At 64.3% G+C, this 14,701-nt stretch carries 21 protein-coding genes; 19 read left to right on the top strand and 2 right to left on the bottom strand.

The window, feature by feature from the left end; translation table 11 throughout:
• Positions 1-47 precede the first annotated feature (47 nt).
• The 11 genes from ABD884_RS07655 to ABD884_RS07605 all read left to right on the top strand — a co-directional run bounded on the left by ABD884_RS07655 (position 48) and on the right by ABD884_RS07605 (position 8,105).
• Entirely contained in the window at positions 48-527 is a 480-nt protein-coding gene (locus ABD884_RS07655; RefSeq protein WP_345042034.1) for a hypothetical protein, read from the top strand.
• Complete coding sequence (locus ABD884_RS07650) at positions 524-1,489, top strand: hypothetical protein (protein ID WP_345042031.1); 966 nt, start codon at positions 524-526, stop codon at positions 1,487-1,489. The genes ABD884_RS07655 and ABD884_RS07650 overlap by 4 nt, the downstream gene beginning before the upstream one ends.
• Entirely contained in the window at positions 1,486-2,340 is an 855-nt protein-coding gene (locus ABD884_RS07645) for an oxygenase MpaB family protein (protein WP_345042027.1), read from the top strand. Before ABD884_RS07650 ends, ABD884_RS07645 begins: the two co-directional genes overlap by 4 nt.
• Before the next feature lie 48 nt (positions 2,341-2,388).
• Entirely contained in the window at positions 2,389-3,369 is a 981-nt protein-coding gene (locus ABD884_RS07640) for a hypothetical protein (RefSeq protein WP_345042023.1), read from the top strand.
• The gene (locus ABD884_RS07635; protein WP_345042019.1) at positions 3,366-4,028 is read left to right on the top strand and encodes a hypothetical protein; all 663 of its coding nucleotides are present in this window, start codon (positions 3,366-3,368) and stop codon (positions 4,026-4,028) included. The genes ABD884_RS07640 and ABD884_RS07635 overlap by 4 nt, the downstream gene beginning before the upstream one ends.
• Positions 4,025-4,855, top strand: a complete 831-nt coding sequence (locus tag ABD884_RS07630) for a hypothetical protein (RefSeq protein ID WP_345042014.1) — start codon at positions 4,025-4,027, stop codon at positions 4,853-4,855. Before ABD884_RS07635 ends, ABD884_RS07630 begins: the two co-directional genes overlap by 4 nt.
• Positions 4,856-4,923: 68 nt before the next feature.
• On the top strand, positions 4,924-5,427 hold the full coding sequence (locus ABD884_RS07625; RefSeq protein ID WP_345042010.1) for a hypothetical protein: 504 nt from the start codon (positions 4,924-4,926) through the stop codon (positions 5,425-5,427).
• Complete coding sequence (locus tag ABD884_RS07620) at positions 5,424-6,143, top strand: hypothetical protein (protein ID WP_345042004.1); 720 nt, start codon at positions 5,424-5,426, stop codon at positions 6,141-6,143. The genes ABD884_RS07625 and ABD884_RS07620 overlap by 4 nt, the downstream gene beginning before the upstream one ends.
• 17 nt (positions 6,144-6,160) lie before the next feature.
• On the top strand, positions 6,161-7,123 hold the full coding sequence (locus tag ABD884_RS07615; protein WP_345041999.1) for a hypothetical protein: 963 nt from the start codon (positions 6,161-6,163) through the stop codon (positions 7,121-7,123).
• Complete coding sequence (locus ABD884_RS07610) at positions 7,120-7,452, top strand: hypothetical protein (RefSeq protein WP_345041994.1); 333 nt, start codon at positions 7,120-7,122, stop codon at positions 7,450-7,452. The genes ABD884_RS07615 and ABD884_RS07610 overlap by 4 nt, the downstream gene beginning before the upstream one ends.
• Positions 7,449-8,105 (top strand): hypothetical protein, encoded by a 657-nt coding sequence (locus ABD884_RS07605; protein WP_345041987.1) that lies wholly within the window; start codon positions 7,449-7,451, stop codon positions 8,103-8,105. The genes ABD884_RS07610 and ABD884_RS07605 overlap by 4 nt, the downstream gene beginning before the upstream one ends.
• Before the next feature lie 99 nt (positions 8,106-8,204).
• On the opposite strand, the gene ABD884_RS07600 is transcribed toward ABD884_RS07605, so the two are convergent.
• The gene (locus tag ABD884_RS07600; RefSeq protein ID WP_345041984.1) at positions 8,205-8,657 is read right to left on the bottom strand and encodes an SHOCT domain-containing protein; all 453 of its coding nucleotides are present in this window, start codon (positions 8,655-8,657) and stop codon (positions 8,205-8,207) included.
• Between the two features lie 210 nt (positions 8,658-8,867).
• Here ABD884_RS07600 and ABD884_RS07595 point away from each other — a divergent pair, with 210 nt between their 5' ends.
• From ABD884_RS07595 to ABD884_RS07560, 8 genes are all read left to right on the top strand, one after another.
• Entirely contained in the window at positions 8,868-9,506 is a 639-nt protein-coding gene (locus ABD884_RS07595; protein WP_345041978.1) for a hypothetical protein, read from the top strand.
• Positions 9,507-9,539: 33 nt separating this feature from the next.
• The gene (locus tag ABD884_RS07590; RefSeq protein ID WP_345041973.1) at positions 9,540-10,274 is read left to right on the top strand and encodes a hypothetical protein; all 735 of its coding nucleotides are present in this window, start codon (positions 9,540-9,542) and stop codon (positions 10,272-10,274) included.
• A complete protein-coding gene (locus ABD884_RS07585) occupies positions 10,274-10,801 on the top strand; it encodes a hypothetical protein (protein ID WP_345041968.1) in 528 nt (175 codons plus the stop codon). The genes ABD884_RS07590 and ABD884_RS07585 overlap by 1 nt, the downstream gene beginning before the upstream one ends.
• 75 nt (positions 10,802-10,876) lie before the next feature.
• On the top strand, positions 10,877-11,434 hold the full coding sequence (locus ABD884_RS07580; protein ID WP_345041961.1) for an RDD family protein: 558 nt from the start codon (positions 10,877-10,879) through the stop codon (positions 11,432-11,434).
• Complete coding sequence (locus tag ABD884_RS07575) at positions 11,431-11,946, top strand: hypothetical protein (protein WP_345041952.1); 516 nt, start codon at positions 11,431-11,433, stop codon at positions 11,944-11,946. Before ABD884_RS07580 ends, ABD884_RS07575 begins: the two co-directional genes overlap by 4 nt.
• Positions 11,947-11,948: 2 nt before the next feature.
• Positions 11,949-12,470: a hypothetical protein gene (locus ABD884_RS07570; protein WP_345055330.1), complete on the top strand. Its 522-nt coding sequence runs from the start codon at positions 11,949-11,951 to the stop codon at positions 12,468-12,470.
• 23 nt (positions 12,471-12,493) lie between these two features.
• Positions 12,494-13,039 (top strand): hypothetical protein, encoded by a 546-nt coding sequence (locus ABD884_RS07565; RefSeq protein ID WP_345041949.1) that lies wholly within the window; start codon positions 12,494-12,496, stop codon positions 13,037-13,039.
• A gap of 71 nt (positions 13,040-13,110) precedes the next feature.
• On the top strand, positions 13,111-13,845 hold the full coding sequence (locus tag ABD884_RS07560; RefSeq protein ID WP_345041938.1) for a hypothetical protein: 735 nt from the start codon (positions 13,111-13,113) through the stop codon (positions 13,843-13,845).
• 51 nt (positions 13,846-13,896) lie between these two features.
• On the opposite strand, the gene ABD884_RS07555 is transcribed toward ABD884_RS07560, so the two are convergent.
• The gene (locus ABD884_RS07555; RefSeq protein ID WP_345041931.1) at positions 13,897-14,679 is read right to left on the bottom strand and encodes a metallophosphoesterase family protein; all 783 of its coding nucleotides are present in this window, start codon (positions 14,677-14,679) and stop codon (positions 13,897-13,899) included.
• Positions 14,680-14,701: the final 22 nt, after the last annotated feature.

Below are 14,701 nucleotides of genomic sequence, written 5' to 3'. Positions count from 1 at the left end.
CGGGGGTCTGCCTCTAATTGGATACAGCCTCAAGGACCGGTCTCGTCATGGATTACACTGCTGCCCGCGCGCGGGCACAGGCTGCCGAAGAAAGCCTCAACCTCGTAGAACCGGTGACGCTGACGTCAACCCTTCGACATATCGAAAAGCTCCGGGGTCGGAAGGTCGTCATTCAGCCCATGGATGGGCCCGAGGATCAAGTCTGCGGCCTCTGGTTCGGGCTGGATGACATGGACCTGATCCTTCATGCCCGGGCCGCATCGGAGATGCATCGCCAGCAGATCGTGCTTCACGAATTCGCCCACATGATCCTGCGGCACACGCAGGAAGAGCTTTCCCCGGAGGACGCCAGGAAGTTCTTCCCGGACCTTGATCCGGACCGTGTGGTCTTGGCCTTGAAGAGAACTGATTTCTTCGACGAGTTCGAAGTGACGGCCGAGCTTCTCGCTGACCGATTGGCGGCGAGGATCCGTCGTTCCCGGCAGGCCGACCGCCAACCGTCCAATTTCGGTGCGGTTTTCGGATGATCCAGATCGTCATGGCCGGAGCTTTGCTGCTTCTGGCCGTCGCTCGTGTGCCTGCAATGACCAGGAACGGCAAGGACACGGTCTTTTACGCAGCCGTCTTTGAAGCAGGCGCCATGGTCCTTATCGACCCGGATGTCTACAGCACCACCGACTCCCTCCTGGGCGGGGTCAACCTGGTCAAGCTGATCAACAGCATCCTGATGGTCCTGGGTCTATGGTTTCTGCGCGCGGCTGTCCTGAACGCCATCTCGCCGGACTACGGCAAGCGAAACGTCTGGGTACGCCGGCTGCCGCTCCTGGCCACCGTGGCCCTGCAGTTTCTGTTCTTCTTCCTGACGGGCTTGCTGCCATCCACGGCAACCTGGGGCCAATACCACTACCTTCTGACGGCCGCCTTTTTCTCCCTCATGGTCATTGCCTTCGTGGGATGGTCCTGCGGGGAGATCGCCTGGGCGTGCATCCGCTTCATCCCGAGGATGCGCAAGGCCTTCAAGGTCGGGTTCTCCATGGTGGGATTGGGATGCCTCATCAGCGTTTACACGGCCGTCAGCATGGCCGATGAAGTCTTGCGTTCTTCCGATCTCTTCCCTGTTCTCGGGTCCCGGTCGTTTAAGTCGCAGCCCTTTGCCGTGTACGAGCTTTTCGCGATTGTCCTGGTCGGCGTCGGGTTGACCATCCCTGCCGTCGCCGGGCGTGCAGCACGTAAGAAACACAAGGCTCGAATTCAGGAGATGATCGAAAGCGTTGAGCCCATCCGGAATAGGGTCCTGAAAGGTGCCCGGATGGACCGGCTTCTGGAGACCGATGCCAACGCCAGTGAGCAGGACCGTCTGCACCGGATGATCGTGGAAATCTGGGACGCCGAGCTGGCCGCCGGAACGGGCGCTACCGTTTTGACCGAGCGGGAGAGGAGCTATCTGCTCTCCCTGGAAACCGACCTCGATCTGGAACGAAGTTCATGAAGCTGAGCATGCCCACCCACCCGACACGTCAGTCCGTGCCCGAAGGGGATGACCTTTTCGGCATCTACCGGAACATGGTCTTGTACGACTTCCAGAAGGAATTCCACTCCGGGTTCTTCGTCTCGTACTACCGGAACTTCACCATCCCTTCGACGGCCAAAGTCCTGGCCGAGCGCGGCGAGATGCAGCACCGGCCCATGAAGCGGTCCTACGACACCGCCATCGTCATCCACGAAATCATCACTGGCGGCTTCGACAGTGAACGCGGCCAAGCCATGATCGAGCTCTTGCGCCGGGTCCACAAGGGCGTTCCGGGCACCAGCGAAGATTTCATGTACGTCCTCATGACCCTCCTGGTGTTGCCGCTGCGCTGGATCGAGAAGCATGGGTGGCGCAAGCTCACCTCGTTGGAGGAGCAGGCTGCGGTGGCGTTCTACGCCGAGCTCGGCCGCAGGATGGGCCTGGCGGACGCCGCGCCGGAGACCTTGGAGGAGGCGGGTCGTTTCCTTGACGAGTACGAGGACCGCAAACTTGCCCCGAGCCCGGAGGGCGCCATGCTGCTGGATTCCACGGTCGAGGCCATCAAAATCCGGCTTCCCAAGCCTTTGCAGCCGATGACTCTCAGGGTGCTGGCGCTCATGATGGACAAGCCGCAGGTCACGACTGCACTGGGTCTCAAGCGTTCACCAAGGTGGTTGCAGGTGATCTTCAACGCCGTCGTCCGGTGCCGGGCGATCCGGGCACGGATGCAGCCTCTGCCGACCAACCCTGCTTTTGTTCCAGGAAAGATCGCAGTGTCGGTCTACCCGGGCGGATACACGCTGGATCAGATCGGCCCCAAAGCAAGCTGATCTGTGTGCGGCCGCACGGATTCCGCTGCGGCCGCACACAGGTAGAGCATGACCGATAACATCGCGCGCCAACCCAAAGGCATTCCTGTGGGCGGCCAGTTCGCCGCAACCACCCATTCTGAACCAGACGCCCGCCTGGCAGTAGCCGGGGAACACCAGGCCATCCTGGCCGAGATGGGTGCCGCAGCCAGGGCGGGCATGGCCCATTCCTCAGCCGGCTACGTCGCCACCCTGATGAAGAACAGTCCCGAAGCGGTCTACGAAGAGAACGCCGCCACGCTGGCCGCCGCCAACGGGTGCACGGTCGAGGACATCCGCGGCATCGACGCAGTCTTCAACCACAGCGAACGGCCACTGCGCGTCACCGGAACCGGGGACGGACTCCCCGATGAGCTCGCCGCGGCAGGCCTCACCGGGGAACTCACCCCCTACGCCGGCTCGAACCCGGACATCGCCGACGGCGCCTGGACATACAAATCCGACACCGGCCGGGAACTGGTGCTCAGCCGCACCGAAGACGGCAGCTTCTTCGTCTGGAACGAGGACCGCGACGAGGACTACTCCTTCCACCTGGAAACCAGCCCCGACTACGCCACTCCTGCAGCGTGCTTCGAATCCGTCCAGGACGCGCTGTGGACCGTGGCGGTCGTCGACGCGAACTACAACATGCCCGGCGGCCTGCGCTCCGGAGACTTCTACGAACTCCGTGAACTCACCCTGGACCAGGACGTCAACGGCGACCCTTTCGGCGAAATCATGACCAGCAACGATGACGGCATGTGGACCCGGCTCCGGCACGACTTCAAGACCGGCACCACCACCGTGGACCGGGACAACGAACGCCTCGACGGTATGGCGGCCGACTGGGAAATGGCCGCCGTCTTCGAAGGCCTGCACAGCGAACCGGCCAACGGCGATTTCCACGCCCACGCCAGGAATGTCTTCGGCGCCCTGCTCGCCGAGGCCAGCAAGGATCCGGACGCACGACCCTGGGCTGCGAAACTTGCAGAGAAAAAGACGAGCCGATGAACGATGCACGCCAGCCCAGGGGCACCCCTGCAGGCGGTCAGTTCTCCCCGACGGCGCACCGGGAACCGGACGTAGCGCTGACCCGGCCTATCACTACCCAGGAGGCAGAGGACTTCTTCCGGGACGCGGAAGCTTTTGATGCCGTGGTCGAAGGCGACAGTACCCCCGAAGAAACACGCACCTACGCCCGGGCCGCAATGGGCGAACGGGTAGGAACAGTATCTGACGAACACCTCGACCAGGCCATCGCCGCGGTAGCAAAAAGCCATACACGACGCCATTTCGAACCGGAAGACATCGGACAGCAGCTGGCGACACAAATCCGGCTCGACCAGGCAGTCCGCGAGTTCAATACCCGGTCGCAGATGGATCCGGCCGAAGCCTACGACCGCATCTACAAGCAGCGAAACAGGCCCGAGCAGAAGTACGACTTCGCCCGGCGCGCACTCAACCACGGGCTCATGAGCGGGTCCTTCGACACATTCAGTGAACACGATCGTGGGACTATCGTCGGCTGCGCCTGGAATCAGGAAACGACGAACAGTGCGGTCGACGCACTCGAACCCAGCAAGCGATCATTCCCGCCCGAGGAGTTCGCCATCAAACTCGCCAGACGACTGATCGCAGATGACAAAGCACACCAAGGAACCAGACCATGAACACACCCGCACGCCAGCCCCAGGGCATTCCGACCGGCGGCCAGTTCGCCCCCGACGCCCGAGCCGAGCCGTCGATCAACCTCTCCCCCGCCGGGGACAAGATCCATACCGCCGAGCTCCGCAAGACGATCGAGCTGCGCAACGCGGACTTCGACCAGTTGCCGGAGTGGCCGGCAACTCTGCCGCAGCCGGAAGTATCCTTCGACTTCAGCGACGGCAAATGCGAAACGAACATCACCGTCGACGACAAGATGATGACGTTCTGGGACTCCGACAGCGACGGAACGATCAACGACACCGACAACGGCAACAACCCGTGGGAAGACTTCGACGAGGAAGACCAGGAGATGGCCCTCGAATGGGGCAAGCGCGTCCACCAACGCATCGACTCCTCCACGTACGGGATCATGATCGAGGCCAGCTGCACCCCCGAAGTCAACAGCATCATCCTCGCCCACTCCCTCGGCAAAGACCCCTCCCCGGCGCCGGACCTGACCCACTGCAGTGTCCGGGACGCCTATCTGACCAAGGCCGAGGCCCGCCTGGCCGCCGCCCGCGACGAGATCCAGAACATCTACATGATCGGGGCCGCGCAGGAACTGCGAGAAGATTTCCCGGTCATCGACTCGTTCAACCTGGTCGTCGGCGACAAGCACATGGTGATCTCCGAGGCGTGGGACGCCGACGGCAACCCCGTCAGCGACGAAACCCTCGGAGCGGCTACCCAGGCGGTGTTCCGGTACCGGGAGGAAGACGATTTCAACACCTTCACGGACCAAAAGACCATCACCGTCGAGGACGCGATCAACTTCCGGCCCGCCGGCTGATCACTCAGAGGGTCTCGCTTCGGCGGGGTCCTCTGTTGCGTCCGGCCGCCGCCGCACACAACCCCGGTATGACCATCTCCGCAGTCCGCCAGCCCCAGGGCATTCCCGCCGGCGGCCAGTTCGCCCCCACCAGCCACACCGAACCCCGGTTCACCCTGGAACCGCACTCCACCGCAGATCTCGCAGCTCGGGCCGCGGCCGCCACGCCGGCCCTGATGCGCCAGCGCGCCGTCCTGGAAGAACAACTCATCCTCGTGGGAAACAGGCAGCGGGCGCTCTCATGCGCCGCCGCAGCACACCACGTCCTGCAGCAGCACTCTGATGCAGCCACCCTGGTCTTCACCGTGAAGGATGACCGCCTCACCATGCTCGCCAGCGTCCTGGACAGCTCAGGCCGGTTCCTGCCTGCGCACCGCACCGGTGACTGGGCGGACACCGTCATGGCCGAGGTCCGGCAGGAACGCGCCGTAGACCTCACGGGCTTGGAGGGAGTCGAGGCGGCCGGAGCATTTCTTCGGGTCGATGTCGCAGCCGTCGTTACTGCCGCGCAGCCGTACACAACCCCGGTATGAGCACAAACATAGCCCGACAGCCCAGGGGTGTCCCTGCCGGCGGCCAGTTCGCCACCACCGCCCACGCCGAACCGTCTCTCAGCCTTGCGCCCGTGGCACCTGAAGTCACACCTACCAGGCCGTGTCGAGCATACGAACTGACTGAGAACAGTGATGGCACGTTCACCTACGACGAGGCCGGCGGCCGGATTGTGCTCGAACACAAGGAGCCCGTGACCCGCACGGAGATCCGCCGCGCGCTCCGCTGCCCGCGCAGCCAGGGCCGGGTCGTGGACCTCGGCCGGGTCCCCGGCCGCCGCAACTCCCCCAGGGATGACATCTATGAGGTCGCAGGCCCGGAATCCGGCGCCCCGCTGGTCATCCGGGTCCAGGACGGCTTCCACGCCCTGCACGTCACCTCCGGGAACGTCCACATCGAGGTCCTCGGCGGCTTCAAAGGCATATCCGGCCGCACGGTCATCGAAGACGGCGCCCGCGCCGGCGTAGTCGTGGACGGCGACAACAGGTACACCGTAGAGACCCGCAGTTCCGCGAACGCCCGGGTGGCACTCTCCAAGGAATCCAACGTCGATGTCCGGGTGACCGGCACGGGCGCCGTGCACGTCATAGGCGGCGGCCGCGATTGCGAAATCAACGCCAAGGACGGAGCTGTCGTTCACCAGGACGGACCCGAAGAGGACTGGCTGCCCGTCACCCGCCCCGCCATCTGGTGGTAGCCGCACACAGGTAAGACATGACCGAAAACATCTCGCGGCAGCCCGCCGGCATCCCCGCCGGCGGGCAGTTCGCAGCTTCCGCCCATTCCGAGCCGGGGATCTCCCTCGGTGAACCCCGCCGCTACGACCCTGAGAAGGTCGTGACAGGCATCCTCAACGACCTGCGCGACATCCCGGAGAGGTGGACCGGCGAGCTTTACTACGGCACCCACAAAGCCATCCGCGCCGGCGAGACGACTTTCGAGAAGTTCCTAGACGGGCTCATAGCCAAAAACCACAGCGGCCGGTGCGCGTTCCACGAACAAAGTTCTGACCACTCCCCCGAGCGTTACTGCCACGACTGCCATGTTGCCTTCATGGTGGAGGCCCGCACCAACCCCAAGCCGTTGCCTTCCCCGCGCGGTGTCGTCCCTGGACCGCCGCAGCAACACCATTTGATCCGGCAAGAGCTCAGGTCGGACTACGACGGGGACACCAGGGTCGAACAGACCACGAGCAGGATGACTGGTGACGAGAAGTTCGAGGCAGCCATCCGGCGCATGTTCAAAGCCCCGGCCGACGCTCCGGTCGAGATCATTCAGGAAGATTACGAGTCCGGCACCGACTGGACCCGGGAATTGTCCACAGAGATCACCGTCAAATGTGACGGCCGCGAAGCCGTCTACGAGTATATGGGCTCTCTGATGAAGGCCCTCGACGGTGCAGAACAAAACCCCCAGGCCATGGCCTTGCGCTTCATGCGCGCCACGGCAGGAGAACGTCCACTGCTGAACGGGATCGCCGCCGTCTACCTGCACAACTGCGAATACGGCGCACCGAAGCCGGTCTTTGGGAAGATCCGCAACGTCTTCTCCGGCCGCGATGCCTCCATGGACTTCCTGCACATCGACGGCCGCCAGGAATATCTCCGGTTCAACCGGGTCGTCGCCATCCTCGAAACCGACCAATCCAGCGAATACATCGAGAAGGAATCTGAATGAGCACAGCACGCCAACCCCAGGGCGTCCCCGAAGGGGGCCAGTTCGCCGCAACGTCGCACTCCGAGCCAAGCATCACCTTGGAAGCCACCACTGATCGCACACCACAGGACCTACAACCCGGCGACCTTTTCGCGTACAGCCACCACGACACGGTCTACAACGTGGAGGTCCTGAAAGCTCCGGAACCACACACTGATGTCACGGGGCTTCCTGTACTGAAAATTTGGTGCAGGACCGGAGATCGCGACGGATGGATGATTCTTGGCCCGAAGGCGCTGACCCCTGCTGTCGAGACTTCCCAGCTGGGCGAGACAGAAGGCCAGCGATGAGCAACCGCCAACCCAAGGGCATCCCAGCAGGCGGCCAGTTCGCCGCCACCACCCACACCGAGCCCGGCGTCAACCTCCGCGCCAAAGCGTCAACAGAACTGAACCTGCCGGAGGACACTTTCCTGGGCCGGCACGCCAGGTGCCCGGAACCCCGCCCTGATGACTGGGTGTTCGGTGAAGATGCATCCATCGACGCGGCCGTCGGCACCGTCATGGACGGCCCCCTTTCCCGCGGCGTCGTCAACGCCCAGCGCCGCAACGCGTTCCACGCCTGGCACGACTGGGCGATGACCCGGGCGCTCGAGACCAAGGACCCCGCCTACGACGACTTCGTCATGGGCCTGCGCACCGGGGCCGCCGCGCTGTACGAGCGCAGCATGGACCACTACGACCCGTCCCTGGACCGGTTCAAGCCCGGCGGCACCCCGGTCTACGTCACCGACCACGCCCTGCAGATCTCCGGCACCAAGCGTGCGTCATTCGAGGACCGGGAACACTGGCGCAAGTTACTCAAGCTCACCCCGTCCGAGGCCTGGCATCGCGGCCACCTCGGAGCCGGGCTGGTGCTCTCCGGGTCTGACGGCTACTGGGGGATGCGGGAAGACCCGGACGCCACCGTCCTGGGCCCAACCGGGGATGTGGCAGAGGGATGACCCGCGGGATCATCGACGACACCAGGATCTCCTGATCCTTCAGCACAGAAGGACCCCGGCTATTATCGCCGTGGTCCTTCTGTGCGTTACCGCCTTGGGTTAGAGCCGGCCGAGCAATTCGACCCGTTTCTTTTCGAACTCCTCATCACTGACCAGCCCTTTCTCCTTGAGCCGGGACAGCTCTTCGATCTGGGTTGCGGCGGACGGAGGTGCCGGCGCCGCGGCAACCACCGTCGGACGATTGTTGCCGATGGACCGGACGATGATGCCCGCCAGGACCAGGATGATGCCCAGGACGATCAGGATCCAAGTCGGCACGGTCTGCGCGGCGATGGACTCCTTGCAGTCCGCAACTGCCCCGCCGGGCGAGCCACCCAGCGTGTCGTAGATTGCCGCGACGTTGCTCGTGGGACTGAAGACGCTGCCGCACATGTCGCCGGCTTTCACGGACCCGGTGATGATCCCGATGACAGCGGTGAGGAGGCCGAGTACGACGAGCCAGACCCAGCCGCGGCCCCAGGCATGGCGTTTCGGTTGTTTGATTTCAGACAAGATGTCCCCCAAGGGGTTGCGCAGATGATGACGAGGGGAATCATATCTGCGCCGTGGCCCTGACAGCCGCACGCCGACGGTATGCCTTCAAAGCGGGTAGCGGCCGAGTGGACCTCCGACACGGTGACAAGGAGACCAGGGAATACAACGGTCGCGGGCTAACACATCAGAAACCCGCACAAGTCCGCCACCGCCGCACACATCAAGAGCATGACTACAACCACAGCACGCCAGCCCAAGGGCATCTCCTCCGGCGGCCAGTTCGCCGCCACCGCACACTCCGAGCCCGGCATTGTCCTCACCGGCAGCCGTGCAGAATTCGTCAACGAACAGCACCTCTACGAACGCGAACTGGAAGCCCTGGCCGGCCCCGACGCTGTGATCGAAGAAAAGTACCCGAGGACCGGGTCCGAGGCGCGCCGCCTACTAAAGAACACCCGAGGCGAGGCAGACGGCAAGATCCGTATGGTGCGCCTGGAAGCGTACTGCTCCCCGGACACGGAGCCCGGAGAGCACATCGAAATCGTGGGCCCCAAGGACGGCCGGCCCATCATCGTCGACGTCTGCTCCGGCATTCCCAACCTCAAGGTGGTCTCCGGCACGGCGATCATCCGGGCCCGCTCGAACTGGGGCAACTCTATGGACATCGGCACGGGCGCCGAAGCGGTCATCGTCAGCTCAGCAGGCTACAAGATCACTACGCGGTGCGATAAAGGTGGAAAGGTCACCTTCGTGTGCCCGACCGAGAAGAACCGGTTCCGGCCCTTCGGCTACGGCGAGATCCTCCTCTCCACCGGCACGGACACCGACCGCATCCCGTACGGGCGGCCGGTCTACGAGCCCTTCTAACCACGGGACGAACTGGCCGCACACAGAGAAGGTATGACCGATACCATTGCACGCCAACCGCAGGGCATCCCTGCCGGCGGCCAGTTCGCACCCACCTTCCATTCCGAGCCAGCTATCGGGCTGCCAGGCAACACGTCCCCTGCCGTCCCGGTGGAATTCAAGGGCAGCATCGACCTGAAGGAATCAGAGTTCGGCCGCCTGCCGGAACTGCCGGCCAGCGTCGGCACTCCGGAGGTCACGTTCGGCTTCGACATCGACGGCAACCTCGAAACCCGCGTCACCGTCGATGGCAGCACGATGGCGTTCTTGAACGACCCCATGGCCGACGAGATCACCAACACCATCGAGTCCGGCCACAGCGGCGAAGATGAGATCGCACCCTGGTCGACCATCGCCAGTTACGACGACTTCGAGAAGACCCGCACCTGGGCCGAATCAGTGCACGAACGCATCGACGGCGCCACGTTCGGTGTGCTCGCCGACGCCACCGCGTCCACTGAAACCAACAAGGCGATCATCGCTTTCGCCACCGGGCACGGCGCACCGGCAGCGAAGCTGACCCCGCAGCAGGAATCCGCCAAGCGGGCGGCCGCGGTCATGGCGGTCTGCGAAGAAGGACAGGGCGCAGACATCACGATGCGCGACCTGTTCACCGACCTGCGCCACTACGCCGACGCGCACAGCATCGACATCTACCAGGCCATGGACGCCTCTCTCAAGGTCTACCAACACGAGAAGACGGACCAGGCGTTCAAGGAAGGTTACTGATGGACGCTGCACGCCAGCCGGCCGGCATCCCTACCGGCGGCCAGTTCGCCGCGACAGCCCACGCCGAACCGGACGTAACCCTTGAGACTGCGGCGGCAGTCCGGCAGCCGTACCACCCGGACCGGCACGCTCTGCTGCTGAGCCAGGCGGACCGGCGCCTGCACGCTGTCGACAAGATGCTCAAGGAACAGGACCGGCTGAGCATGGAGGCGGTCAAGTCAGGCATCCTCCGGGACTACCCGACCGCCACCGAAATGCGCGTCAAGCAGCACTTCGGCGACCGCGGCAGCCAGTTCAGGTCCACCCTGGAGGGGATCCGCGACAAGGACGGCAACAACCCGGCCGAGGGTATCTCCAACTGGGACTACAAGGCCGCCCCGGACGGCGGCCGGTCCATCAGCAATTCGTTCAACGAGATCCGCAACAGGTTCTTCGACTACGAGAACGACCTCACCTACGACACGGAGACCGGCGAGATCATCGTCCCGCTGGACCGCGACTACGCCGAGGGCATCGACCTCATCTAGTAGCGGACGCGGCCGCCGCCGACCAGCGGCGGCCGCACGCCTCCTCTTCACCGACCATCAACCTGAAGGCCCGAAATGAGCACAACCACCATGCCTGCCCGCCACGCCGCCAACGACCTCATCGACCCGGTCCTCGGAAAGAAGGTCTGGCCCCATGCGGGCACCGGCCGGTATTACGTCCCCCAGAGCGTCACCGCCTACCTTATGGGACGGATCCTCGACATCATCCTCGTGGCAGCTGCAGCCTTCGGGCTGACGAAGGCCACGGATACACTCCTGCTGTCCACGACGATCATGTCCCCGGAATGGGCGCCCATCGCCGTCTTCGGCGTCTTCCTGTTCGCCACCGTGTTCCTCTATGGCGGAGCCGCCGGCACGATCGGCACCATCGGGGAAGCCGTGGCCCGGATGCGTATCGTCACCATCGACGACGGAGCCTATGCCGGGTTCCTGGCCGCCGGCCTGCGCGCGGTTGGCTGGTTCCTCTACGTCCTGTTCACCCTGATGCTCAACGGTGACGGAAACGCCGAGACCAGGTTTGTTGCCGTCCGCACCAGCGCCGGCGTTTTCCCCAGCGAACCACCGGCCACCCTGTGCCGAAAAGGGCCGCAGCCGCACACAAACCAGGCATGAGCCCAAACAACACCCGCCAACCGGCGGGCATCCCTGCCGGCGGCCAGTTCGCCGCCACTGCCCACGCTGAGCCATCCATGACCCTAACCCCGCCGCCGTCGGCGGCCCGGCCCGATCAGGACTGGCACGACGCCGCGGCCTCCCTGGAAGAAGGAGGCAGGACACCGGCCGAAGCCCGCACCGCTATGGCCCTGGTCCTGAGCAACCAGCTGGCCACGTCCTATCTGGAGAACGGCAAAGCGGCCCTGGCCCAGGGCTACGAGACCCACGCCGCCATGCTCGTGATCGCACACAGCTCGCTGCAGCACCTCCCGCTGCGGATCCACGAAGCCGGCGGTGACCAGGCCGCGGCCCGCCAGGCGGTGACGGATGCCAGGAGCCGCCTTCGCCGCGCCGGATCAATGCTGGACATGATGCACCCCTCCGGCCGGGAGCCCGTCTTCCGGAGCGCCGACGAGGTGCTGGCCCGGTTCGAAGTCTTCCTCTCCCCCGGCTCCCCCGAAGGACACTGACCATGACCGAGACGACCGCCCGGCAGCCCGCGGGCATCCCCACCGGCGGCCAGTTCGCCGCTACCACCCATGCCGAGCCCGCCGTGAGCCTGACATCGACGGCTATCACCCCGGCCGAGCAGCGGCAGCTGCTGGACGCACTCTTCGAGAAGCGCCAGGAAATCTACCGGCTGCAGGAGCAGATGGACCTGATGAATGTCGACGCTGCCATCGGCTCCGTCCGCCGGCACTTCCCGGACGCCGCCAAGCTGCACGTGACCCGTTCCCGGCACGGCTGGACCGGAGAGCCCTTGGACGAGTTCTCCCCGGTGAGCATCCGGGACAAGGACGGCCACGACATCACCCCCAAAGACAAGCACTGGTTCTACCGCCGGGACAAGGACGATGACCAGATTGATCCCGGCGTGTCCGTCCACCTGTCCCGGCTCGGCACCGGCTTCTTCGGCTACGAGCACGAAGGGATTGGCTACGACCCCGAAACCAGCACCTACGTCATCGACATGGACCACCAGTTCTCCGCCTGACCACCACCACAGAAAGCAGAACCATGAACACCGCACGCCAGCCCCAGGGCATCCCCGCCGGCGGCCAGTTCGCCGCGACCACCCACGCGGAACCCCAGATCACCCTGCCGCCGGGCTCCGCCACCGCGGAAGAATTCGTGGCAGAACGGGACGCCATCCGGGAACGCCGCGACCAGGCCCAGGAAAACGCCGCAGCCCTCGACCGCCTCGCCCAGCGCGTCGCAGTCCGGGGCGTGGCCTCCTCGCTTCTGTCCAAGTACCCGGAGGCAGCCACCCTCCGGATCATAGAGAACGAAGATGGCGAGAACCAGTACGACGTCGTCTCCATCACCGCAACCGACGGGCGGGTGCTCGCGCACGTGGACGATGGCGATGAGTGGGCCTACGAAGAGATGACGCCTAATGGCCCCTACGTCCAGGAATTCGTCTACGACCTGGACCGGCACTATGACAGCTGGACCCACGACGGTGTCGGTGTCGTCACCGGCGGCAAGCGGACCTCCAAGATCGTCGACATCGACCTGCAGGCGGCCCTGAACGCCCCGCTCCCCGAGGACCCGGAGGCCTGACGGCGTTGACAGAGCGCCGGGGCACCCTCTTGCCCCGGCGCTTTCGCATGTCCGCCGCACACATCCTGGGCATGACCACAGACACAGCAGCTCGCCAGCCCAAGGGCATCCCCGCGGGCGGCCAGTTCGCCGCCACCGCCCACACCGAACCGGCCATCGGACTCGTCTCCTCAGAGCCTCAATCAGCCTCGGAGCACTTTGGCGTGTATTTCGCCCACCAGGAACTCCTGCGCCGGCACCGTGAACAAGCCGAAGTCCTGGACCACATGCACCAGATCCAGTCCCTGCGCTGTCTGTCATCGGCGATCCTGGCCAAATACCCGGACGCAGCAGTGCTGAGGATCCGGGAAAGCGAGGACGGCGAAAACCAGTTCGACCTGATCTCCCTTGCCGATGCCGACGGTGCCCTGCTGGAGCTCTCCCTGGACGATGACAGCTGGACGATGGAGGAGCCCTACCTCACCGGGCCGGATCTGCGGGAACTCGCCTGGGCGTTGAACCCGAAGGACGACTCCTGGGCCGAGGGTGTTGCGGAATTCCACGGCGGACGGAAATACACCCGGATGGCAGACATCAACCTCAAGGCCGCAACCCAGGCGCCCCTGCCTGACGTGAGTCCGCAAAACGACCCGCTCACCCGTGCGTTCGCGGCCCAGGAGCAAAAGGATCTCATCGAGTCGGCAAACTTCGGAATCATCACGATCCAGGATTGCCTGGACGAGGAGCACTACGACTCCGACAAGAAAGAGGATCTGGAAGAACTCAGGGACAGGGTCAACACCCTGCTGACGAACAAAAACCGCTAGAACACGAAGACCCCGCATCGATCAACGGTGCGGGGTCTTCGCATGCCCTGGTCAGCCCAATGGGTACTCCCGGACGGTCAAGGTGTCCAGGTCCAAGGCAACTACATTCCCTTCGAACAGGTCCCGATGCAGGACATGAACCCGTGTGTCCATGTTCGGCATCAGGCCGGTGCGGCGCTGATGCCAGTGCCCGGAGAAGACAAGCTTCGGTTCGGTGTTCCGGACCGCGTCACGGACCAGGAGCCGGTTCGCATACGCCTCGCGTTCGATGAACTCAGGCAGTTCTCCGAAAATCTGCGGAACGACGTCGATCCCTGCAGGGACCTCATGGGTAATGAGGACATCCAACGATCCGTGTCCGAGCCGGAGCACATCCGCTTCGCTGGTCTCCTCCCCGATCCACCATGACGAATTCAGCTTCCGGGTTCGCCGGTCAACCGAATAGGCCCCGCCCAGTGCCCCGAACCGGACCCCGCCCAATTGCCACCGGTGACCCCGCGGCGCGTACAACAACCGGTCGGTGATGACGCCGAATCCCTCTTCGTTGACCGGCAACGCGCGCAGTTTCGGGTGCACGTCGTGGTTTCCGTCGATGAAGATAAGCGTCAGGCCATGCTCTTCGAGCCTGCGGGCGAGGGCTTTCGTGAACTTGTCCTTGTCGTTCGCTGCCGGCCACAGCACTGCCAGGTCACCGACATGGATGACCGTCCTGTGTCCGCTGCGGGCTGCCTTGCGCAGCACCATTACCATCCAGGAGGTGCGGCCGTGCCAGTCCCCCGCGATGAGGATTTCCGGATTCCCTCCGGTTTCTGGTTGCGCGATATTCGTCGTCATCAACTCCATGTGTACGGCATGC

The organism is Arthrobacter methylotrophus, assembly GCF_039539965.1.
GTDB lineage: Bacteria > Actinomycetota > Actinomycetes > Actinomycetales > Micrococcaceae > Arthrobacter > Arthrobacter methylotrophus.
The sequence above is the reverse complement of the archived record's forward strand: the minus strand, read 5'-3'. Positions and strand labels throughout refer to the sequence as shown.